This is a genomic window from Roseibium sp. Sym1 (assembly GCF_027359675.1).
Taxonomy (GTDB): domain Bacteria; phylum Pseudomonadota; class Alphaproteobacteria; order Rhizobiales; family Stappiaceae; genus Roseibium.
In genome coordinates this window covers 89,123-111,123 of the sequence record NZ_CP114789.1, presented here as the reverse complement: position 1 = coordinate 111,123, position 22,001 = coordinate 89,123, and the positions used below count along the sequence as shown (strand labels likewise).

Sequence of the window (22,001 nt, the reverse complement as noted above, 5' to 3'; positions counted from 1 at the left end):
CCCCACCGCGGCCCTGCCTCCAACTTTGATCAACAGATAATGTTTTCCAAGAGGACCTGATCGGACGTGCAGCAGGCCTGTTTCAAGGTTTACTGAGGGGCTCTACTTCTTGCCCGATCGCCCATATGAAGGCGGCCATTTCTCGCGCGATGGCTGTCACGGCGACTGTCTTGGCCTTGCCGGCACTTATCAGTCTTCGATATCGAGTGCACAGCCTCACTTGCCCTTTCCAAGCAATCACGCAGACCGACTTCGGCAGGCCTGCCAGTCTCGCGCTGATTGTGGGGCTGATCCGTGCTGGATAACGGTATGTCCAGGCCCCCTCAATCAGCGCTCGGCGCGCCCGAGCATTGCCTGCTTTAGTGATCCCTCCGCGTCTGACGCGATCGCCCGTTGAACTTTCTGTAGGGACGAGTCCGAGATAAGCCATCAACTGCCGTGGGCTGTCGAACCGACGGACATCTCCAATTTCGACCACCAACGTAACGGCTGTCATGAACGCCACCCCGCGCATCGCCTGGTACGCGGCGACCACTGGGGCCATTGACCACGAGGAAGAAGTTTCTCCAATCAGTTTGTTCAGTCGATCAAGACGAACTCCGGCGTCCTCAACGGTCTGACAATATTCGGCGAGCAATATTTGATGCGCGGGATGATCGAACGCTTGAGATGCCAGCCACCGTCCATGCGCGCGGGTCCAGGCTTTCCGTCCTGCATAGTATCGGCCATGGCGGAGTAAGAACGAATTGAGTTGTTGTCGCGCCTGTTTTTGTGCCTCGAAAGCCGCGTCGCGGGCACGGACGAGGTCGCGAACTGCTTCATGCGCTTCATCCGGCACCCAGACAGGTGTCAACTCGCCAGCTCGATGGAGCCTCGCAAGACTGATAGCATCGCGACGATTGGTTTTTACGCGATCACCGGCACGCTTTGGTACCAATGACGGCGCGACAACACTGCATTCGTGACCCAATTCAACGATTTGCCTATAGAGCCCATACCCGGTAGGGCCGGCTTCATAGCAGAAGTGGAGCTTTGCCCCACGCTTAGCCAATTTCTTGACCATTGCTGCTACCGAAGATGGTTCCGAGGATATGTCGCCCAGAAACCGTACCTCGCCATTGCGCTCGCCGTCGGCAATCGCCACCGAAATCTTCAACTTTGATGTGTCTAGGCCGATGAAAGCTGCGTGCTCGTTTGTCATGTCTTCCCTCGCTGGTCGGTAGGTCGCCCTGGCCAATTCCAGAGCCCACACAATCTACAGCGTGGGTAAGCGGCCCTCGCCAACGAACATACGGTCTAGTGCTATCACTAGGACTGGCAGTCTTCAGCCTACGCCAGCAAGACGGCCTTCACCGGAGGGGTACTGAGCGGTGGACGATCGGGGATAAGCAACTTCAGAACGAACACAGCAACACAAGTAGTCGCAACCACCTGAACGAGAAATATGCCGAGATACCTTACGTCTCTGAGAAACGCCATGTTCTTCGCCCAGAAACCGAAAACTTCTGAATAAAACAATCCGGTCGACCAAATATCGGCACCGGGAAAGATAAAGAAAAACAGCGACACGGCACAGACATACAACCCGACCGAAATCATCGGATGTGAAACACAGGAGTCGGTCAGCTTCTTTAGAATCGGCTTTGGGCTGTTTTCAATAGGTACTTTGTTCTTCATCGCCGGTATTTTGATCGAACTTCGAGGATTGATCCTATGCATCTAGAAGGTGTCCGAGGTGTTTCACAGGTGTCAAAATGCCGCCCGCTCCAACAAACCGGAGATGTGTTCAAGCGGACTTTCTGGGTTAACCGTCAACCTGTTGTTGGATGTCTCAATCCGGTTCATTCGAACGTCGATTGCTCGCGCTGGCCTTCTGCGTTGGAGCTGATCTTGCGTCGTCAGCTGTACAACTTGCGATTAGAGTTTCTGGCCGATCAAGGGTAAGTCGCTGCACGACCCACCGCGGGGTTCCAATTAGTTTTGTGGCTTCGCGTTGAGTGCACAGGTTGGTCCCATTCTACTCAATATGCTCTTTGCTGGGTTTAGAAGATTGATTTGACGAAATGTTACCACCAACTCGAGCCGTGCTCAGTCGGTGCCGGGCGCGTTTCTTTTCACGAAATCTTGAAACACTTTCAGCGTCTCTTCGCTGACATGATGCTCGATACCCTCCGCGTCTTGCTCGGCCACTTCTGCGGAAATTCCTAGTGTAACCAGGAAATCGACGACAATCCTGTGCCTCTTGCGGCAGGCTTCCGCCAGTTGGCGGCCCGCCTCAGTCAAACGTATATCGCGGTAGCGCTCCTTAAGGATAAGACCTTCTCGCTTCAGCCTAGCAAGATTTTTCGATACCGTCGGCTGCGCAACGCCAAGCCGTTCGGCAATTTCTACCGGACGCGCAGACCCGTTCAGGTGGATCAGTTCCGCGATGAGTTCCACATAGTCCTCGACCATTTCACTCTGGTGCGCGGTGCGCACAGCCTCGAACCCGCTGGCCTGTTCATCGACACTTCTATCGGACACCTTGGGTGAAGGACCGGTCATGAATGGAACACATCCTCTTTGTTTTCATGGTGATTGTGTATGCCGTGAAATTAGTCACTTGACAATGCGTTAGATCATCCTAAGAAATTTAGCCTAGTCTAAATATAATAGGCGCAGCTATGAAAACTCTCCTTGCCAGCGCAGCGATCTGCCTTGTTCCGCTAACCGCGCAAGCCACCGCAATCAAAGAAGCCCCCTGGGCTCCACGTGCAGCCGCTTATCGGCACACCTTGTTTCTGGGAAACCTTTCCCCAGTCCCCTGGGAGAAAATTGAAGCCAGCTGGAACCGCGCCGTTCCAGGCAGCTCACTGCCGTATGCCGCGGTTTCCAGAGCAAGTGACGAGGAAGCCGCTGCTCTTAACAGTGCTCTTCAAGTGCAGGACAGGCAGGCGCTGTTTGAAGCGGCAACGGTCATCGTTGCTCAGGGGATACTGCGTCACCTGGAAAATGCGGATGCCAGGCTCGGAACTCCAGAAGCAGCCACTGAGTTGGCCAAGGCCGAAACGCTTTACCGCGCCTTTGAAGATGCTATTCGCGCCGCCGATGAGCCTGCCGCTCGCCAGCTTGGCAGGGCATGGCTCATCCTAAACTCGTCCCTGGGCAGTGGCGGCGTTCTGGGCCAAGGCGGACAGGAAAGCAACAAGGCAGAATTCGCAAACGCCCGCAAAGATGTTTCCGATTACATTCGTACCAACTACTTGCCGGCAGAATTTGCAACTCGTGACAAGCTGGCTCCTGTTCCGGAAACGGTTTTCCTTTCTGGACCGGAAGTGAAACTGCCCGCAACATTGCCTCCGGGATCAAACATCGCCGATCAAAGCGAGCTGCCGCGCCTTATTCTTCAATTCGAGGAAGCCGGTGAAGACGAAGCCAACCTGCCGCTTGTCGCTTATGGCGACATGCTGTTTGACAGTCCTGAGATCTTCGGCGGTCCGGCGCAGGAACTTGGGATTGCCTGTTCCACCTGCCATAACAGATCTGACATCAACAGGGAGTTCTTCATTCCGGGCCTCAGCTATCGCCCCGGGGGGATGGATGTCGACGGTGCTTTCTTCAATCCGATGTTCAATGACCGGAAGGACGATCACCTCGATACGCCGTCGATGCGCGGTATACGGTTCACCGCGCCTTATGGCCGTGACGGACGCGAACCCAGTCTTCGCCGTTTCATCCGCAACGTGATCGTAACCGAATTTGCCGGCAAGGAGCCGACCCCGTTCCAGCTTGATGCGCTAGTCGCCTATGTCCGTGAGTTCGACTGGCTGCCGAATCCGCAAATCGACCGGGCAGGCCGGCTGACCGGCAAGGCCTCCGACGCGGCGAAGCAGGGTGAAGCCATCTTCAACACAGATTTTCCAGGACTGAACGGCAAGTCCTGCGCGTCCTGCCACACGCCGGATCAGAATTTCACGGATGGTCTGACACACGATATCGGCAGCTCAGAGCCGCCTTTCCCCGGAGGCACAGCCACAGCCTTCGAAACGCCAACGCTGCGCAACATTAACTTCACCGCCCCCTATATGCATGACGGTTCGCTGCCGACGCTGGCCAGCGTTGTGGATTGGTTCAACGACACCAGGAATCTTGGGTTGGACGAAGAGCAACGAGCAGACCTGACGGCGTATCTGGAAGCCATCGGCGATGGCGAAGAGCCCTATCAGCGCTTTGAAGGCCGTGACAGTGTCTTCCGCCTGTCCTGGGAAGAGCTGACTACTTTCGCGTCAACCCTGGACACTCTTCTGCCCGCCCATGATGCCCAGAATATCGCGTTGCTCATCGATACGGTTGCGCCGGATCTTGCAGCCGACGCCAGCGTGATGACCAATCAGGCGGCAAAATCCGAAATCTATGAACTCAGCGCCATCCTAAGGACCGTGGGCGATGCCAGCGCTGAAGGTGACTGGGGCGAGGCGGAACAGCAATGGCAAAAGTTCAAGACCATGCAGGCCGCAATTGACGAGAGGATGTTTTGATGCTGAACCGCCGCACGTTCTTGGCCGCTGCCTCCGCCAGCTTCGTCCTGCCGGCTTTTGCCGCCGAGGAGGGTCTGACCTTGGCCTTCATACCGCAGGAGAACCCGGAAAAGCTTCTGGGAGATATCAAAGTCATCACCGGCTGGCTTTCGGAGCAAATGGGTGTCCCCGTCACCGGTTTCGTCACTTTTGACCATGCAGCCGCCGTCGAGGCGCTCCGAAACGGCGATGCAGACATTTCCTTCATGGGCGCCCTGCCATTTGTTCTCGCGGAAGATCAGCTCGGAGCGGTACCGCTTTTGTCGGAAGTCTACCGGGGTCAGCCCAGCTACTCCGGACGAGTCTTCGTCCGCAAGGACAGCGGCATTGAAACCCTTGCCGATCTCAAGGGGCGTGACATTGCCTTCGCAGACCCTGTATCGGAATCCGGTTATATCTATCCGCTGGATCTGTTTGTCCGCGAGGGCATGATTGCCGATGCGGCGGATGCCGACAGCTTCTTCGGCAGGAAATTCTTTGCCGGTGGATACCAGCAGGCGATGCAGGCCATGGCAAACGGATTGGTCGATGCCGCCGGAGCGAGCCAATATGCGGACCTCTTTTTAACACCGGACCAGCAGGCAGAAGTCAGGGTTCTGGCGGAATCGGAACAGATCCCGAGTCATGCGGTCATTGCACGCCCCGGCCTTGATGCCGGATTGCAGGCAAAGTTCGTTAAGGTGATGCTCAGCCTGAACGATCCGGAAAACCGCTACCTGCTGGCCTATCTCTACGGCCCGGACGGTTACGTTACCGCTGACCCGGAAGTCTATGAAGGCGTTCGCGAAACCGCGCGGCGCTATGGTTTCCTGAAATGAGTGTTGCCGCCGCCCTTTGCGATGTTACGCATCAGTTCGATGAGCAACCAGCCCTGTCGAATATCTCCCTGACCCTGAAGGAAGGAGAGACCGTTGCATTTCTGGGGCCGTCAGGGGCGGGAAAGTCAACCCTGCTGGCACTTCTCGACGGGCGGTTGCGGAACTGGCGCGGTACCGCAGAAGTTCTGGAGACACCTTACTCTGCGACAGCACGTCCCCCGAGAGATGCAAGATCGGAAGTCGGCTTCATTTTCCAGGAATTCGCGCTGGTTGACCGGTTGAGCGTTTACCAGAACGTGATGAACGGAAGGCTTGGCCGGATGCGGACCTGGCAATCGCTCTGGAGCCGCTTCGGTGAACGCGATCACCTTGTCGTCTCCGGTGTTCTGGAGGATACCGGATTGACCGATCTGGCCGCGCGCCGCGCGGACAAACTCTCCGGCGGACAACGGCAACGCACCGCCATCGCACGGTGTCTGGCGCAGGAACCGAAACTGATCCTGGCAGACGAACCGGTCAGCAATCTCGACCCGGCCAATGCCGAGAAAATTCTCGGCCTGATTACAGGTGCTGCCCGCAAACGCGGCATTACCGTCGTTTTCAGCTCGCATCAGCCGGAGCTGTCGCAGCGATTTGCAGACCGCGTCATTGGCCTGCGTGACGGCAAGCTTCTCTTCGACTGTCCTTCGGCTCAGGTGAGTGCAGCCGACATTTCCGAGCTTTATCACGGGACAGCTCCGGGCGCCGAACTGCGTGTGGTGAGCTAATGTCACGCGCCGTGACCTGGTTGGTTCTGGCCGCGGCCATCTTGTGGTCTCTTGGAAGCGCCGATATGGGATTGGAAAAGCTCCCCGGTGCAATGGCGCGACTGAGCGAATTCCTTGGCCGTATGCTGCCGCCAGACATGTCCATTTGGCCGGAAGTTCTTCAAGGCTTGGCAGAGACCCTGCGCATTGCCATTCTAGGTACCTTCTTCGCCGTCCTGTTTTCCGTAGTTCTTGGCATTTTGGCAGCGGAAACACTGGTTCCGTCGGCGATCTGGCGGCCCGTCCGATCGCTGCTTGCGATCGTGCGGGCAATTCCGCTGATCCTGGTTGCCATGCTGATGGTCGGTGCAGTCGGCCTTGGACCGTTGCCCGGTATCCTGGCAGTGACATTTCACGCAACGGGCATGCTGGCGAAATTTTACGCTGAGGCGATCGATACCGTCTCGCCCGAACCGGTGAAGGCACTGGAAAGCGCGGGCGCCAACAGATTACAGCAACTGCGCTGGGGGATCTGGCCGCAAATGGCGCCGGTGGTTCTGCGCGATACCGTCTTCCGGTTCGAACTGAATTTGCGCGAGAGCCTGATCCTCGGCGTCGTCGGCGCAGGCGGCATCGGTCTATATATTCAGACCTACGTCCGCTCGTTTCAGTACGACAAGGCAGCGACGGTGACGCTGGCGATCATCATTCTTGTGCTGCTATCAGAAGCCGTGAACACCGCTTTGCAGAAACGCTTCTCCTGATTAGATGTGCAGCTTTTCGAACTGATCATGATGTCCAAAGAAGCTGCGACCCTAAAAACGCAACTAATTCCGAAGCCTAATCAGCGGGCTCCTTCCTCACTGTTCTGCGCATCAATTAAGACCGCGGTCCCAGAGGAAGGCTCCAGGACGTCTAGAGTAAACCGTTACTTCCTTGGTACGCTGGCAACAGTGGTCACGCGGGCGTCGTCAATCCCGGTCCAAAGCGCGGCGGAATACGGAGATTGACGTTTAATGTATCGGTACGGCGTCGAATACCAAGGCAGAACTGTTTCAGCTTGGTTGTCCAATATCATGTCCCCGTAGTCCGTGCGGACTGTCAGCACAGCATGACCACCATTCTGGAGGTCCTTTGCGACGGTGATTAGCAGAGTGCTGCGCGGCCATCCCGCATTTAGAAGCTCTCGTTGCTTTTCAAGGACATATTCCTCACAATCTCCATATCCGTCGTCTGGGTAGGTCCAATACTCTGGTTTGCCATAGAGATCGTCATCGGTCATTGGCCGAACACGACGATTTACATCCGTGTTAATCGCGAGCAATTCCTGCCATCTTTCTTCCGTCAATTTTACGACGACCGGCTCATAGCGTTCATTTGAACAAGCACCAATGTTGTCTCGGCAAAACTGTACGTATCCGATGGGTGCTTTGACGTCTTGTTTCATGTCCATAAAGCGCCCGGTATCGGCTGACGCAGACGCGGAAGAAGTTACCAACAATGCCAGAAAAGTTGTTGGCAGAAGTATATTTTGTAGTCTTTTCATCCCAAAGCCCTCCCTTAAGGCTGGCTTCACGATGTCATCTTGAATTTTATTTTAATAAAAGCTTCTCAGTAAGTATTGAGTCAAATAAAAAGAAATATAAACTAATATTTGAATTACATTTTACTATAATTCTAATTAGACTTGTCTAAAATTTTATCTTTCTCCTGCAACAAACTGATATGCTTACATTTCTTCCGTTGATGGTCCTTGAATTAAATAAAGGAGGATTTGGCGTGCACCCTGACAATCGAGAGCTTAAAAAGAAATCCAGAAGGCAATTCAGGTGAATATTTCGGCAAGTTTTTTGAAGGCAGAGCAACCCATTGATTGGATCGCCGCGACCAAACGAGGTTCCACAGCATACGTCCAACAACTACAGGCGGCCTGATCCCGCTCGTGACAATTCAACCTTTTTGAGAATGGCCTTACGGCCGAAAAAGACGGCCCTCGCAGAGGGCCTCTCACTGCTACCTTGGAAAAACAATCCAACACAGTTCCAACGTCGTATGTACAGTACCGATATGTTGGCTGGGTATAGTCGATGGACGCACTTGAAGAATGGATCAGAGTAAATTCGTACTTGGTATACGGGATACTATTTTTTTATTGTGCGATGAAAAGTGGGGCTCTGCCGCTGTTTGCTGCTATCTTTGCCAGCACTGATGATCTTTCGATATTTGCAGTATCTGCGGCATCCTTTCTTGGCGGATACTTAGGTGATGAAGCACGGTTTTATCTTGCGCGGCGATATGGTGACTATTTGACAAGCCGGCTGCCAAGATTAGGTGTGATTGTCAAACGAGCTGAAGGCTTGCTTGCGAGGCACGGAGCCAAATACATTTTTTTGTACCGATATCCAAAAGGTATGCGAACGATCGGCGCATTTCCGGTCGGGTTAAGCAATATGTCCTGGTTGCGTTTCACTGTTTTCAACGCAGGATCCGCTGCCTTGTGGACCACGTTGCTAGTTGCGTTTGGATATGTGTTTGGTGTTGCGATAGTAGAGACTGTAGAACGTAATTGGGGCTGGCTTAGCGTTGTCGCGATAGGGGTATTCGCACCTTTGGTTTGGCTTGTGTATCGCAATAATTTGACGAGTGCGCAAAAGGGATTAAGAACTCCCTAGTGTCAAAAACAAAAAATAACCACTTTTCCGGACAATCAAATGTACGGTCGATGTGCTCGCATTTGTAACAGCTCTGTTCTGTCCTTGTTGCGAGAGAACCAGAAGACCTCAACGATTCCTATTGCGAGGAAACCGAACAATGAACGTTGCCCTCCTGAGATGCGAGTATTCTAGCGAAATGTCAGGTAGTTATGCGTCCGGAGATATTTGAACCGGCACAATTCGCCCGGAGGATCCTGAGTGTGAGCATGACAATTTTCATGCTTCTGCTCGCGGGATGTGTAGGTTCGTCAATTGAAATGGAATCGCGCGGAGAAATTGCAATTCCACATGAGGTCAAGGCGTTGATGCGCAACAAAGGGGTCGAGGGATCAGATCCCGTCTTCATCCGAATTTTCAAACAGGAAAGTGAGCTTGAGGTTTGGAAAAAAAGGCGCGCCGGTGATTATGTTCTTCTAAAAACATACGAGATGTGTCGTTGGTCCGGCGATCTGGGTCCCAAACGAGCCGAGGGTGATCGCCAGGCACCTGAAGGCATATATGAAGTCACGCTGGGGAGGCTTAATCCCAACTCTAAGTATTTCCTTTCATTTGATTTGGGGTATCCGAACAAACTTGAACGCGCGAAGGGTTACTCTGGAACTGCGCTCATGGTCCACGGAGCCTGCTCGTCTTCCGGGTGCTTCGCAATCACAGACGAGCAAATCACCGAAGTGTATGCTCTAGTTCGGGACGCATTGCGCGCCGGGCAACCTTCCGTGCAGGTGCAATCACTCCCTTTTCGTATGACACCTGAAAATCTTGCGAGGCACTACGACAATCCAAACCTCAGTTTCTGGCTGGATCTCAAAGAAGCTTCCACCACGTTCGAAGTCCTGCGGCGTCCGCCAGAATTCCGGTTTTGTGAAGGAAGATATCGTTTTGGCGCAGCAAAAAACCCAGGAGCTGACTACGGCCCCCTTGGACAGTGCCCGCAGTTGGAACCACCACCGCAAAAAGTTTCAGAAAAGATCGCTGCTGACCTAAGCTCAGTTGAACAACTTCGGGAAGGGGGCGGCAATATCGTAAGTTCTTACGCCGACGGTGGAATGCACTCTAGGTTTCGAAATGTTCTTTTGGAAAAGGGAGCTGAATTCCTCGCGAGGAAAACATCGAGTAGCGCCGTACCGGTTAGCAGACCAAAGGCAGCACTGTCCGACCCATACAGACCTTTGCTGTCTCAGCAATGACTTTTTGGTGTTGTGAAGGATGTAATCGGAGCCTCGGCCTTAGCGAAGCATTCGCGCAACGGGCAGAATGATAACGAGGAGCAATGGCTGGTGAACCAAGTATATCAATAAACTGTTTCGCCCCATCCAAGACAGGATCCTGGTCAGTTTGGTATTGTGCAGATCAGGAAATGAGCGTGAATCGCCGTTTTTGATATAAAAAATCTTGGCTAGAAAAATGCCGATCAAGGTCAATCCGGCCCATGGCAGAATTGGAACGAAATCGTTGCTGGGTGGGGGGGAACTAGACACGCCAATCCATGCGAGCCACCGGGTGTTGAACAGTTCCAATTTTACGAACTGCGGCAGGATGAGTAAGCCGGTTCCCGAGATTAGTGAGACCAGGGCGGGCAAATTTAGAAATAAAACACCAAAAAGAGAAGAAACCGCAATCGCGTGCAAGATGCCGAAAAAAATGTAAGTCTGCGGAAACGCGATCCACGTGACCAATGAAATCGAAATCGCAGCTGCACCGATCATCGTCACACGTCTTACAAATCTGCTAAACTTGAGCCCTTTTCTGTGCGCAAGGACAAGGCTCACGCCGACCAGAAACATGAAGGTTCCGGCGAGCAAGCGGCCGAATGCAAGCCATACAGGATGGAACGCGAATCCGTCGATTAATCCCGAAAACTCCAGATCCCAAACAATATGAAAAAGCACAACGCCAAAAATAGCGATACCTCGCACGGTATCGATCAGCAAAACTCGCTGATTTGATAGACTTTCGTCATCATTGTCTGGACTAATCATTTCGCTCGTAGTTAAACCTTTTTCGGCCTCAGAAAACGTGCGTAGTTAATCATTTTTCCTAACCGGGAAGACCTGCAATCCCAGTTTGGTGGACCGACTCAGAATTCTAAGTCAACGAGTGGTGCTGAAAAACCCCGATCAATTTTTGCTACGATTGCTTAACTATTCTGGGTCGTCAAAGTCCACCAAGCACCTGACGATGGCCAAAGATACAGTTTTGTCGCAAAGTTTTCTTCTGCGGTTTTATCTAGTCTGATAACCTGTATGGCGTTCATATTGTCTCAGCAATATCGGTTAGAGTTGATTTAGTCGTCCAAAATGCAGCGCATCCAGCTCCAGCTCGCTCGAGTTCAGGTTTCCCCTTTCCATGCCAGAAGCCGCATAGCATTTGCGGTGACGAGTACTGTTGCGCCTGTGTCGGCAAGGATTGCTGGCCAAAGACCGGTTACACCTGCGACGGTCGTCACCAAAAACAACGCTTTCAGGCCCAGAGCCATCCCCACGTTCAGTTTAATGTTCCTCATCACCGCATGAGACAGGCTTATCATCTGGGCAACGTCCATCACCCGCCCATGCAATATGGCTGCGTCGGCAGTTTCAAGTGCCACATCCGTGCCGCCTCCCATGGCGATACCGATATCCGCGGCGGCCAGAGCCGGCGCGTCGTTGATGCCGTCTCCCACTTTGGCAACTTTCAGGCCGTCCGCGCGTAGTTCATCGACGATCCGTTGCTTGTCCTGCGGTAGAAGGTCCGCGCGCGGCTCGATGCCGAGAGCGTCTGCAATCGCCGTGGCCGTTCGGGTGTTATCACCCGTCAGCATCAGCGTGCGAATTCCCCGCGCCTTTAAGGAAGCGAGGCCGTCTATCGCATCTGTCCTTGGTTCGTCACGCATGGCGAAAAGAGCGGAAACCTTGTTGTCTACAAGCAGCACTGAAACAGTTTTGCCCTCGGCATTGAACGCATCGGCAACCGCAATCTGATTGTCAGTCATGCTGACCCGGTCGCGAGCAGCGGTCGCGGATCCAAGAAAAACCGACACACCGCCGACTCGGCCTTCGACGCCCTTTCCGGGGACCGCGCGTGCTTGGGATGCAGGCGGAATGGGTGCCTTCTCGGAGTCAGCCTTTTGCAGAATTGCGAGAGCAAGCGGATGGTTCGATCCTTGCTCCAACGCGGCTGCAAGGCTCAGCGACCGCTGATCGCTGCTCCCAAACGACCTGATGTCGGTAACCACCGGCCGGCCTTCTGTGAGGGTTCCGGTTTTGTCGAAAGCCACCGCCGTTATCGCTGAAAAACCCTCAAGCACGGCGCCGCCTTTCATCAGCAGGCCGCGCCGGGCCCCGCTCGCCAGACCGGCGGCAACCGCCGCAGGGGTGGAAATGACCAGGGCGCAAGGGCAGCCAATCAGGAGAATGGCGAGCCCCTTGTAGATCCAGTCGCTCCAGTCGGCGCCGGCCAAGACCGGCGGCACGGACGCAATCAACGCTCCCAGGACAAGAACTCCTGGCGTGTAGTAGCGCGAGAAACGCTCAATGAACCGCTCGGTCGGCGCCTTGCTTTCCTGCGCCTCCTCGACCAGCCGGACCACCCGGGCGATCGTATTGTCCTCGGCGGTGGCGGCGACCCTGACGCGCAACACTCCGTCAATGCTGATCGTGCCAGCAAAAACCGTGTCACCCTCCGCCTTGCGCCCGGGCACACTCTCGCCGGTAACCGGCGCCTCGTTTATCTCGGACGAACCCTCAAGGATTTTCCCGTCTGCGGGAATTCGATCGCCTGGCCTCACAACGATGACGTCGCCAACCGAAAGACTATCTGCGGGCACTTCCGAGATCGCATTGCCCTGTTCGAGTTGGGCAGTCTTCGGCACCAAATCGGCGAGGTCAGCGATACTCGCGCGCGCACGCCCGGCGGCAACGCCCTCCAGCATCTCACCGACCAGAAACAACAAGACGACAACGGCAGCTTCCTCGGTGGCCCCAATTAGCACCGCTCCAACCGCCGCGACAGTCATCAGCGTTTCGATTGAAAACGGGCTGCCCAAGGTCGCGGCCACATACGCACGGCGCGCCACCGGGACGAGGCCGACTAGCATGGCCAGCAGGAAAGCCCAGGGCCCCGCTGCCGGTATGAGTCGCCCGATAGAAAAAGCGGCGACAAGGAGAATGCCGCAGGCCATCGTCAGCAAGGCCTTGCGCGTCCGCCACCATGGCCGCTCTGTGTTGTGGCTCGCATGGTTCCGCGAAACGGCTTCTACCGTCGGCGCCTCGGGGTCTACGTCCCTTAAAGCCGGGGATTCGTCAAACGGCGTGATGCCGTAGCCGAGGCGTCTCACTCGTTGCATGACCTGATTGTCGGAAACCGTGCCGTCATGGCTGATCACCAAACTTGCTCCAGGCACGGACACGGCCACCTCCCCGATGCCGGGCAAGCGGCGTAAAGCGGTGTCGATCTTTGACGCACACGAGGCACAATCCATGCCCTCGACTCGGAAACGGGTTATCAGATTTGAACTGTCGGGGGTAATAGTCATTTTCGACCTCTTGCATTTTCGCTCTACAAGATAGTCTCTCTAGTAGCTAGAGCTTCAAGAGGTGTAGACGGACTTTTCTCAATCAGTCAGCTTTGTCAAAGTGCTGGCGTTTCAAATTTCATTTTCCGTTTTCGCAGTTATGGATTTCTTGAGAATTTATCTGTAAGTATTGCGAATGCGTAACTGGGTCTTAACCATACTGATTGTGTTTTATACGGGGCTTCATTCCGCCGCCGCAGTTGGTGCTGCCCAGACAGCCGGGGAGCCGGTGCTTCCAGACCAAAAAGCAGTTCAAAACGCCTCGATCGTGTCCGAAACACTCACGTCGCATAACCTCAGGTGCTGCAATCGAACGAGCAACCAAGCAAAGTCTCAAAAACTAGCCAAGTGTGGAGTCGATTGCGTGTCAATTGCGGGTTCGTTGGAACCGAGATTTTTGAAGGCGGAATTGGTTTTGGAAGATACTGTATTGCTTGGCCTTTTTTCCAAAGATCCAAAGCCAGAAGACAGGCCTCCAAGAATTTACTGACACGTGGCAGCTTTATCGCTGCAAAGCTTCCTGCGATCGTTAGTAATTTTTTGGAGAAAAGCGATGATTACTCGTCGTAATTTACTCATTGGCTCCGTCGGAGCAGTTGGAGCCTTTGTCATGCCTGCTTATGCACATGACAAGAAACAGTTCAAGATCGACCCCAAATTCGAACCGCAATCCGTACGATACTTTTCCTATCCTCCTGGGACGATAGTTGTCGATACGAAAAATCATTTCCTCTACCTCGTTCAGAGTTTCGGCAGGGCGCGCCGCTATGGAATTGGTGTCGGCAAAGCGGGATTGTCGCTGAAAGGGGAGGCGGTAATAAAACGCAAGGCGGAGTGGCCAAGCTGGCGTCCCACCGCAAACATGATACGTCGTAACCCCGGCAAATATCGGAAATACGCAAATGGTGTCCCTGGTGGACCGAATAACCCTCTTGGATCAAGAGCGCTTTACCTTTATCGAAACGGCCGGGACACCATGTACCGGATCCATGGAACCACCGAACCTTCCTCTATCGGTCGATCCGTCTCTAACGGCTGCGTTCGGATGATCAATACTCATGTTGAAGATCTCTATGAACGCGTGCCTTTAGGCACAAGAGTGGTCGTTTTGTGAGTACCCAATAGCCGAAAACTCTGGTCAGGCACGTGGCTGCATCCGGCGCGTGCCTTTACAAATGAGGGCTGCATTAGCCCAAGAAGACAGAAACCCAAGTACGAGCTTTGGACGATCATTTGTCGAGCGTTTCATCTGACCGCTTTGATCGACTTTTACGTATGGAGAGAAAGGGGCTCCGTGGGAATCTCTGCAATATTACCCGCTAAGAGATTTTTGGTGTGACGGAAAACAGATGATTTCCGCGTAGCGGTTCGGCGGGTCGAAATCGACGGGGTGACTGGGCAATTATTTGCGCGACAAACCCTGTCGGAATGTGAGACTGTGCGGCAACACGGAATTTGAGGTTTGTCGTGCATGTTGATCGGTTACATGCGGGTATCGAGCGGTGATGAGCGGCAGTCGGTTGCCTTGCAGCGCGACGCCCTGCTCGCGGCCGGGGTCGATCAGCGTCACCTGCATCAGGATCGCGCTTCGGGCGCGCGCGACGATCGGCCGGGGCTGAAGGCTTGCCTTGCGGAATTGTGCGAGGGTGACGTGCTGGTCGTTTGGAAGCTCGACCGTCTGGGCCGATCACTCTCCCACCTGATCAGAATCGTTGAGGATCTGAAGATGCGCGGGGTCGCCTTCCGCTCTTTGACGGAAGCTATCGACACGACGAATTCGCACGGTGCGTTCCTGTTCAACCTGTTTGGCACGCTCGCCGAATACGAGAGAGTGCTGATCACGGAGCGGGTCAACGCTGGACTGGCGGCGGCACGCCGGCGCGGTCGCAAGGGCGGTAGGCCACCGACGATCGACACCGAAAAGGTTGAGCAGATTCTGGCGGCGCTGGAAGCCGGCGCCAGCAAGGCGTCGGTGTGTCGGACATTCAAGGTGCCGCGCTCGACTCTCATCGATACATTGCGGCGAACCGGATGGACCGGACCGGGCAAAGAAGATGAGCCTGCTCCCCCAGTTTGAGAGCGGGTGTGACCGATGGCCTTCCTCGACGCGCAGTCGCGCACCGTTCTGTTCGACCCACCCGATGTTTATGAAGAGGCCCTCGCGCGCTATGCGCTGTCCGCTGAGGACATCGCTTTCGCCAGGGCGCATCGCCGATCGCATAATCGTCTGGGTTTTGCCATCCAACTCGCCCTGGTGCGTGATCTCGGTCGTCCGCTCCGCGCTGGGGAAGTTCCGCCTCAGGCAGTCGTCTCCGTTGTCGCCGACCAGTTGGGCATCGACGCTGCGGTGTTCGCACTCTATGCCCAGCGGGAGGAAACCCGTCGAGAACATACGCGGGAGATTGTCGTCGCACTGGATCTCCGGCCCGTCCGGGCGAGCGATTATCGATCCCTGATCACCGCGGCGGCACGCGAGGCAGCCGCTACCGAACAAGGCGAGCCGATCACCAAGGCCGTGATCGAAGCCCTGAAGGAGAGGAAGCTGCTCGTTCCTGTGCCGGAACTGCTGATACGTCTGGCGATGGCGGGCCGGGCGGCAGCGCGACGACAGGCTTATCGCGGCTTGATCCGGGGCATGGAGCAACCGTCCATCGAGGCGCTTGATCAGCTTCTCATCGATCGGTCCGGCGATCGGAGCCATCTCGGCTGGATTGCGGAAGCGCCGGAGGGGACGAAACTGAAAAACCTCAAGGGCCTGATTGCCCGGCTTGAGGTTCTGCGTTCGGCGGCGATTTCCGATGAGCGACGTAAAACGATCCATGCCAACCGCTATGGCATCATCGCCCGGGACGCCCGCATTCTGCATGCCCGTGAGATACGACGCCTTACATCCGAGCGCCGCTACGCCACGCTGACGGCGTTCGTCATCGAGAGGCAGGCGGCAATCACCGACCTTGCGATCGACATGTTCTGCAAACTGATCGGCAGCACCCGGCGCAAGGCTGAACTGAGCCGCACAGAACGCCGGCTGAAAGAAGCCGAGATTCTTGATGGGGTGGCGCTCGATCATCTCAAGCTTGGCGAGGCGCTTCTGGCCGCCCGTGAGAACAACACCGATCTCGCATCCGCAATTGCAGTCTCACTCGGCTGGGACGGATTGACCGCCAGCGTGGCCGCAGCCAGGTCCGTCGTGCGCCCCGATCGCAGCGACGAATTCGATGAGCTCATAGAGCGGCACAAATCGCTGCGAAAGCTGGGCAGGCTCATGTTCGGCGCGTTCTCTTTCCGGTCGTTTCGTCCCGATGATCCGGTTTTGAAGGCAGTGGATCATCTGCGTGCGCTCTACAGTGGCAGGAAACTACCCGCGCAGGTGCCGTTCGCGTTCATGACGCGCAAGTGGCGGCGACGTGTGCGCTCGGACGGTGTCACCATCGACCTTCGGGCTTGGGAAGTGGCGGTACTCGTTCACCTTCGGGAGCGCCTGCGGGCCGGTGACATATGGGTTGATGGCAGCCGAGCATGGCGCAGTTTCGAGGATTATCTTCTGCCTCGACCGATCTTTGCCCTGATGCGCGCCGAAGGCCGGCTCGGGCTTGCCATCCCTGACAGCTTTGCCGAATGGCGAGCCGAACGCACCGCCACGCTCGACGCGAAACTCAAAGAGCTGGCAAGGGCGGCGGCCGCCAACGCCATTCCGGATGCGGCTATTTCCGACAAGGGTTTGTCGGTCTCCCCGATCCGCGAGGAGGAGCGTGACGGGATCGTCGCGCTCAGCCGGCGTCTTTACATCCTCGTTCCCCGGATCAGGATCACCAGCCTGCTTGCCGAGGTCCACAGCTGGACCAGGTTCCTTGACAGCTTCACACACTATCGCACCGGCGAGACGGCGAACGACGAGCCGGCGCTGATGGCCGCTATCCTTGCCGACGCCACCAACGCCGGTGCTGAACGCATGGCGGAAAGCTCACGCGGCGTCACGATCCACCAGATGATGCTGATGGTAGATAGGCATCTGCGCTCGGAAACCTATGCTACGGCGACCGCCGTGCTGGTCGATGCGCAGCAGGCTCATCCCTTCGCCGCGGTCTGGGGCGACGGTCATATCTCCTCCTCGGACGGGCAGTTCTTTCCGGCAGGCGGGCGCGGTGAAGCCAGCCTCGAATACAATGCAAAATACGGCAAAAGACCAGGTGCTTCGGTCTATGGCTTCCTGTCCAATCGTTTCGCCTCCTTCTTCTCCCGGATGATCCAGGCGTCCGAGAGCGAAGCGCCCTACGTGCTCGACGGCCTCCTTCACAACGAAAGCTCCGTCGAAATCCATGAGCATGCAACCGATACCGCCGGCGCGACCGAAACGACATTCGCTATGTTCCATGGCTTCGGCTATAGGCTCATTCCTCGTATCCGCAATCTCGGCAATCGCAGGCTCTTCGTCATCGATCCCGACGCGGCGTACGACCCGCTCGGGGCGCTGATCTCGGGAGCCGTCAACATGGATGTCATCGAGCAGCACTGGGATGAGGTCTTGCGGCTGAAGTCATCGATTGGCGCGGGCCTCGTGCCGCCGTCCGTCATCCTCAAGAAGCTTGCCGCATCGCCTCGGCAAAATCGGCTCAATCAGGCGCTACGCGAAATGGGCCGGATTGAACGCTCGATCTTCATCTGCGACTGGTTGCTCGACACCAAGCTCCGGCGCAGATCGCATGCCATCCTCAACAAGGGTGAAAGCCGTCACGCCCTTGCCCGGGCGGTCTTCCTCCACCAGCTTGGCGAGCTGCGCAACCGCGTGGCGGAAACCATGGCCTATCGGGCGTCAGGTCTCAACCTCGTCGTCAACGCCATTATCCTGTGGAACACCGTCTATCTCAGCCGCGCTGTCGATTATGTCCGCACCCAGGGCATCGATATTCCCGCCGAGCTGCTCTCCCAAGTCGCACCACTTCCCTGGGCTCATATCGCACTCACCGGCGACTATCTCTGGAACGAAATTGACCGACCCCTCGAACGCTTCAGGCCGATCCGCGCTAACCGTTTCAATCCAAACAACTTCGCTTTCCCTTAGCGGGTATTATTGCAGAAATGCCCACGGAGCCCCTTCGCGCGGAGCAGCGGGGGAGAGGGTGGCAAGGGGATAAAAACGGAGGGGGTTCGCCCGCCCGAGGCAAAGCCGAAAGGGCGTCGTGTCAGCGGCGCTCCTGCACAAAGCGCTGCCCCAAGGCTGCGCGAAGGAAGGACGGGGAGACCGTTTTTTCCCCTTGTGAGGGAGAGGGGGCAGCGCTCCTCTTTCCCTCATCAAAGAAACAGACAGGACGCCTCCGGCGTCACTGCTTTATCCTGGCCTAGGCCGGCAAACCGCTGATGCTGATTACTGTGAAGAGCAGTAGGGGAGGGGAAAGGCCGCCCCGATACGAGGCAGGGCGGCCTCCGTAGGCACGCGACAAGAAAGGGCTAGAGACTTGCCACGACCTGACTTGATCAACAGCCAATATGGGTCGATCGGGCGAGGCTGTAAATGTTCCGAACGGATTTTGCCTGCGATGAAACTGATTTGAGGCGAAGCCGCAGCGCAACCGATCGTCACCCGAATGGGCGGAGACAGTGTCTGCTGGCTCCGTGCCGAAGGCATAGAGCGGGGTCGCAAAGCGATGCGCCAAAGCAGCTATCCAGGGTAGACTTTCGAGGCACCATCTTTAATTGTCCCGGAGGAACAACGATGAAATTCCAGTGTGGTTGGTGGCAATGGCAGGTTTCGGACTCGAGCAGTGGGTAAGCTATCTCGGACTTGAACGCGTTGTAGACCCAGACAAAGATCATCCGGTTTATCGCAAGCCGCTCGACGGAAATATCATCGATCTCAGCCAACTGGATCTGCTGGTCGCGCAAAGGCTGCGTGACCTGCGAACCGACAGACAACTTGCGCAAGCCAAAGTGGCCATGCTGCTAGGGGTGAAGGAGGCAACCTACGCCCGCTACGAAAACGCCTCATCCTTGATGACCGTCGGACGCCTGCTCCACGTTTTCGAAGTCCTGAATATCACCCCGGAAGAGTTCTTCGATCCTCTCGTCAACGAACAGCCCTCTCACTCCAAAGCCGAGTCACGCGAAGCCCTGAGAGACCAGCTGATGGAGGAAACGGTCGACCACCTGAAAAAGCTCGACGATACGACCTTGAAGATGGTGCATGATCTTGTGCTTGCGATGGAGCCCCGGACGATCGAGAAGCAGAAAGGGAATGGCGCGGCGAAAGCCGCGCCATAACTTGCACTCAATGGGTTGGCTCTGGTTTCCACCGCGCGCCGGCCGCCATTGGCGAATAGCCGGCGCTCATGCGGCGTCCTTCCCCCCTTCTGGCGAAGGCACCGCTCGGATCGATCGGCGCCAGTCCGAGATCCGAGAAGGACAATGAAGAACATCGGAGCTTTCAGCATAGCGCCGCCCCTCTTTAAAGGGCGGGAAAGCGGGAATTCTCGACACAGTTTTGACGGATAATGGGAAGCCGCAGGAGGCTTAGCATAGCGCCGCGAAGCGGAAGCCGGGGCCGACTTCCCCCGCCAAAACCGTTCCGCATCACCAGGCCAAAAGCAATGTCTAACCATCGGATGTGTGCCGGACCTGACTGCATTCAGTGAAGCGTCGGGGCAGGGTCCGACAGGAGCTTCACCGCGTTCTTCACGACCTTGCGAAGCTTTCGCCAATCGGGAAGGTCGCCTTCATTGACGCGTTCCTCGATCGCCGTCAGGATCCAGCCAACGCAGGCGATATCTTCGAAAGCGCGGTATTTATCCGAGCGATGGAAGCAAGCGACAATACGAGGCCGTGCGCCTTCGTCGGTTTTGGGGATCTGCGCAACCAGGTCCTGCGCTTCGCGATAAGCATTGACTACTCTCTTACGTTCATCAGGACCGGCTTGCGTGATCATTCCGACAGTCCAAACCAGCGTTTTCGAAAGGTCGACTACTTCGTCTATCATGGCGTGATCATCCTTCCCGTTGCAACGGATTCAGAAGGGTACCATCCTCTTTCTAGACGCGCAAAGAGCAGATCTGCAGCTTTTGATCGCGTCGCCTGACGCCTTCATCTGGGAAAGTCCTGATTTGCCGACGGGCTCGCTCTGCGCTATATTCTTTCCTTAGGAGACCGCAAATGCTCTTGAAGAAGTTTGACGAGAACAAGGAAGCCCTGAAGCAGATCGGCCGCGAAGCGATTGCCGAGAGCCGTCGCTTGGGACTGCCGATCTCCGCTCGTGACCTCCAGAATGAGGCCGAGGATCAGGCAACATTTGAGCAGAGAAAGCGCATTTCTGCCGCCTGAGGTCGTCACTCTTTGTCCCAGCCAACCTGTATCGTTCTCGGCGGTCCCAACGGATCGGGCAAGTCATCGGCGTATGCCAAGCTGCAGCTCGACGGTGCTTGGGTCAACGCTGATGAGATTGCCAAACAGCTCACAGGATCCAGGGATGGCCGGGCAGCCGCCATGGCAGCGGGGAGGGCGGCACTCATGAAGATCCGTGAGATGATCGAGACCCGGCAGTCGTTCGTCTTTGAGACCACCTTGAGCAGCCAACAGTCAATCAATCTGATGAGCCGAGCCCAGGCGACTGGGTACTATGTCGGCCTCTACTACGTCGCCCTGGATTCAGTTGAGCTCAACATCGAACGTGTTCAGCGTCGGGTAGAGAAGGGCGGCCACGACATTCCGGAAGACATCATCCGACGGCGCCATGAAGGATCGCTGCGGATGCTGTCTAGCGCCCTCAGATACGCTGATGAGGCGCTGCTGATAGACAACAGCGGTATCGAGCCCCGGGAGATTTTCCGCGTCTGTGCTGGCGTGATCGTCGGGTCTGACGTTGATCGTCGCAATCCGCTGCACAGGCTTTTCGAAGGTCGGGTTATGGAAGCCTATGACGTCGTAAGGGTAGGGGAGACGTACCGTCTTCGAACCGCGATCGAGTAGGGGCTGGTGCCCTGGATGAAGGGTACCGTGTAACAGCGCAATAATACCCAACGCGCCGGGCATTGGAACGAGCCGCCCTAGTGGGGCGGCTCGGCGCTGATCAGCGCATCGAATGCGGCCTCTTCTTCGGCAAGCTTCGCTTTGGCCGCCGCCAGCTCGGCTGCGATCTGCTGACGCTCGGCCTGGTCGATGGACGCTGCAAGCTCGGCGCGCAGTTCGTTGATGTGGTCGTAAGTGGTCATCGTCAGCTCCTTTGAATGAAAACAAAGGTGCGGGACCGACAAGGGAGGGTTTGGGTCAATGACCGCCGGAGGGGGCCTGCGGGGCGGGGGGGGAGCCGATTTCGTTGCGCAGCGGCGAAATTGGGGGGACCGCGCATCATTGACGCAAACCCTGCCTTGTCGGTGAAATTGGATGATGTTGAGAGAGAATAAACCTCTCCGTATTCGTCGGCTCCTTTCTTTCGGAACCGGTGACTCCGCTCAGCGTTCTGGCGGCGGAGGGGCAGCGATGACAGATAATTCTCACGTATTCAGGCAGCTCGCCTGTAGCGACATGGTTCGCAAGGCGGCACAGGCCAATCATCAACCGATACTGAATGACGGCCGCATCGACGCCCTGTTACAGCGGCTTTCTCACGCTGAACAGGATCCACACGG

General features: G+C 56.1%; 20 protein-coding genes. 12 read left to right on the top strand and 8 right to left on the bottom strand.

Annotated features, from left to right (window positions below):
* Positions 1-82: 82 nt before the first annotated feature.
* The 3 genes from O6760_RS32870 to mntR all read right to left on the bottom strand — a co-directional run bounded on the left by O6760_RS32870 (position 83) and on the right by mntR (position 2,544).
* Positions 83-1,201, bottom strand: coding sequence for an IS110 family transposase (locus tag O6760_RS32870; RefSeq protein ID WP_152508068.1), 1,119 nt, complete (start codon positions 1,199-1,201; stop codon positions 83-85).
* A 128-nt stretch (positions 1,202-1,329) separates the two neighbouring features.
* Positions 1,330-1,719, bottom strand: coding sequence for a hypothetical protein (locus O6760_RS32865; protein ID WP_269586487.1), 390 nt, complete (start codon positions 1,717-1,719; stop codon positions 1,330-1,332).
* Positions 1,720-2,088: 369 nt separating this feature from the next.
* Positions 2,089-2,544 (bottom strand): manganese-binding transcriptional regulator MntR, encoded by a 456-nt coding sequence (gene mntR, locus O6760_RS32860; RefSeq protein ID WP_040450248.1) that lies wholly within the window; start codon positions 2,542-2,544, stop codon positions 2,089-2,091.
* Positions 2,545-2,663: 119 nt separating this feature from the next.
* On the opposite strand from mntR, the gene O6760_RS32855 reads away from it, so the two are divergent.
* Genes O6760_RS32855 through phnE form a run of 4 tightly spaced genes read left to right on the top strand, consistent with a single transcriptional unit; the run spans position 2,664 to position 6,884 of the window.
* Positions 2,664-4,517 carry a cytochrome c peroxidase gene (locus tag O6760_RS32855; RefSeq protein ID WP_269586486.1) on the top strand — a complete coding sequence of 618 codons (1,854 nt, stop codon included), beginning with the start codon at positions 2,664-2,666 and terminating at the stop codon, positions 4,515-4,517.
* The gene (locus O6760_RS32850) at positions 4,517-5,374 is read left to right on the top strand and encodes a phosphate/phosphite/phosphonate ABC transporter substrate-binding protein (protein ID WP_269586485.1); all 858 of its coding nucleotides are present in this window, start codon (positions 4,517-4,519) and stop codon (positions 5,372-5,374) included. The genes O6760_RS32855 and O6760_RS32850 overlap by 1 nt, the downstream gene beginning before the upstream one ends.
* Positions 5,371-6,141, top strand: coding sequence for a phosphonate ABC transporter ATP-binding protein (locus tag O6760_RS32845; RefSeq protein WP_269586484.1), 771 nt, complete (start codon positions 5,371-5,373; stop codon positions 6,139-6,141). The genes O6760_RS32850 and O6760_RS32845 overlap by 4 nt, the downstream gene beginning before the upstream one ends.
* Positions 6,141-6,884, top strand: a complete 744-nt coding sequence (gene phnE, locus O6760_RS32840) for a phosphonate ABC transporter, permease protein PhnE (RefSeq protein ID WP_269586483.1) — start codon at positions 6,141-6,143, stop codon at positions 6,882-6,884. Before O6760_RS32845 ends, phnE begins: the two co-directional genes overlap by 1 nt.
* Positions 6,885-7,048: 164 nt before the next feature.
* Here phnE and O6760_RS32835 read toward each other — a convergent pair whose 3' ends face one another.
* Positions 7,049-7,666 carry a transglutaminase-like cysteine peptidase gene (locus O6760_RS32835; protein ID WP_152508051.1) on the bottom strand — a complete coding sequence of 206 codons (618 nt, stop codon included), beginning with the start codon at positions 7,664-7,666 and terminating at the stop codon, positions 7,049-7,051.
* 541 nt (positions 7,667-8,207) lie between these two features.
* On the opposite strand from O6760_RS32835, the gene O6760_RS32830 reads away from it, so the two are divergent.
* Both O6760_RS32830 and O6760_RS32825 read left to right on the top strand, forming a co-directional pair.
* The gene (locus O6760_RS32830; RefSeq protein WP_082809966.1) at positions 8,208-8,792 is read left to right on the top strand and encodes a DedA family protein; all 585 of its coding nucleotides are present in this window, start codon (positions 8,208-8,210) and stop codon (positions 8,790-8,792) included.
* Positions 8,793-9,040: 248 nt separating this feature from the next.
* Positions 9,041-10,021 (top strand): L,D-transpeptidase family protein, encoded by a 981-nt coding sequence (locus O6760_RS32825; protein ID WP_209171781.1) that lies wholly within the window; start codon positions 9,041-9,043, stop codon positions 10,019-10,021.
* 39 nt (positions 10,022-10,060) lie between these two features.
* Here the strand turns inward: O6760_RS32825 and O6760_RS32820 are convergent, their stop codons facing one another.
* Positions 10,061-10,813: a heparan-alpha-glucosaminide N-acetyltransferase gene (locus O6760_RS32820; protein WP_062492085.1), complete on the bottom strand. Its 753-nt coding sequence runs from the start codon at positions 10,811-10,813 to the stop codon at positions 10,061-10,063.
* A 350-nt stretch (positions 10,814-11,163) separates the two neighbouring features.
* On the bottom strand, positions 11,164-13,347 hold the full coding sequence (locus O6760_RS32815) for a heavy metal translocating P-type ATPase (protein WP_077294820.1): 2,184 nt from the start codon (positions 13,345-13,347) through the stop codon (positions 11,164-11,166).
* A 649-nt stretch (positions 13,348-13,996) separates the two neighbouring features.
* Here O6760_RS32815 and O6760_RS32810 point away from each other — a divergent pair.
* The 4 genes from O6760_RS32810 (at position 13,997) to O6760_RS32795 (ending at position 19,644) form a co-directional block, all read left to right on the top strand.
* Positions 13,997-14,500 (top strand): L,D-transpeptidase, encoded by a 504-nt coding sequence (locus O6760_RS32810; RefSeq protein WP_077294877.1) that lies wholly within the window; start codon positions 13,997-13,999, stop codon positions 14,498-14,500.
* 357 nt (positions 14,501-14,857) lie between these two features.
* Positions 14,858-15,463 (top strand): recombinase family protein, encoded by a 606-nt coding sequence (locus tag O6760_RS32805; RefSeq protein ID WP_055971942.1) that lies wholly within the window; start codon positions 14,858-14,860, stop codon positions 15,461-15,463.
* Positions 15,464-15,478: 15 nt separating this feature from the next.
* Positions 15,479-18,448, top strand: a complete 2,970-nt coding sequence (locus O6760_RS32800) for a Tn3 family transposase (protein ID WP_072495413.1) — start codon at positions 15,479-15,481, stop codon at positions 18,446-18,448.
* A 677-nt stretch (positions 18,449-19,125) separates the two neighbouring features.
* Positions 19,126-19,644, top strand: a complete 519-nt coding sequence (locus O6760_RS32795; RefSeq protein WP_152508049.1) for a helix-turn-helix domain-containing protein — start codon at positions 19,126-19,128, stop codon at positions 19,642-19,644.
* A gap of 364 nt (positions 19,645-20,008) precedes the next feature.
* Here the strand turns inward: O6760_RS32795 and O6760_RS32790 are convergent, their stop codons facing one another.
* A complete protein-coding gene (locus O6760_RS32790) occupies positions 20,009-20,356 on the bottom strand; it encodes a hypothetical protein (RefSeq protein ID WP_152508048.1) in 348 nt (115 codons plus the stop codon).
* 179 nt (positions 20,357-20,535) lie between these two features.
* On the opposite strand from O6760_RS32790, the gene O6760_RS32785 reads away from it, so the two are divergent.
* Together O6760_RS32785 and O6760_RS32780 are read left to right on the top strand one after the other, a co-directional pair.
* On the top strand, positions 20,536-20,697 hold the full coding sequence (locus O6760_RS32785) for a hypothetical protein (RefSeq protein ID WP_269586488.1): 162 nt from the start codon (positions 20,536-20,538) through the stop codon (positions 20,695-20,697).
* A 12-nt stretch (positions 20,698-20,709) separates the two neighbouring features.
* Positions 20,710-21,342: a zeta toxin family protein gene (locus tag O6760_RS32780; RefSeq protein WP_152508047.1), complete on the top strand. Its 633-nt coding sequence runs from the start codon at positions 20,710-20,712 to the stop codon at positions 21,340-21,342.
* Between the two features lie 77 nt (positions 21,343-21,419).
* Here the strand turns inward: O6760_RS32780 and O6760_RS32775 are convergent, their stop codons facing one another.
* The gene (locus O6760_RS32775) at positions 21,420-21,584 is read right to left on the bottom strand and encodes a hypothetical protein (protein ID WP_173014038.1); all 165 of its coding nucleotides are present in this window, start codon (positions 21,582-21,584) and stop codon (positions 21,420-21,422) included.
* Between the last annotated feature and the right edge of the window lie 417 nt (positions 21,585-22,001).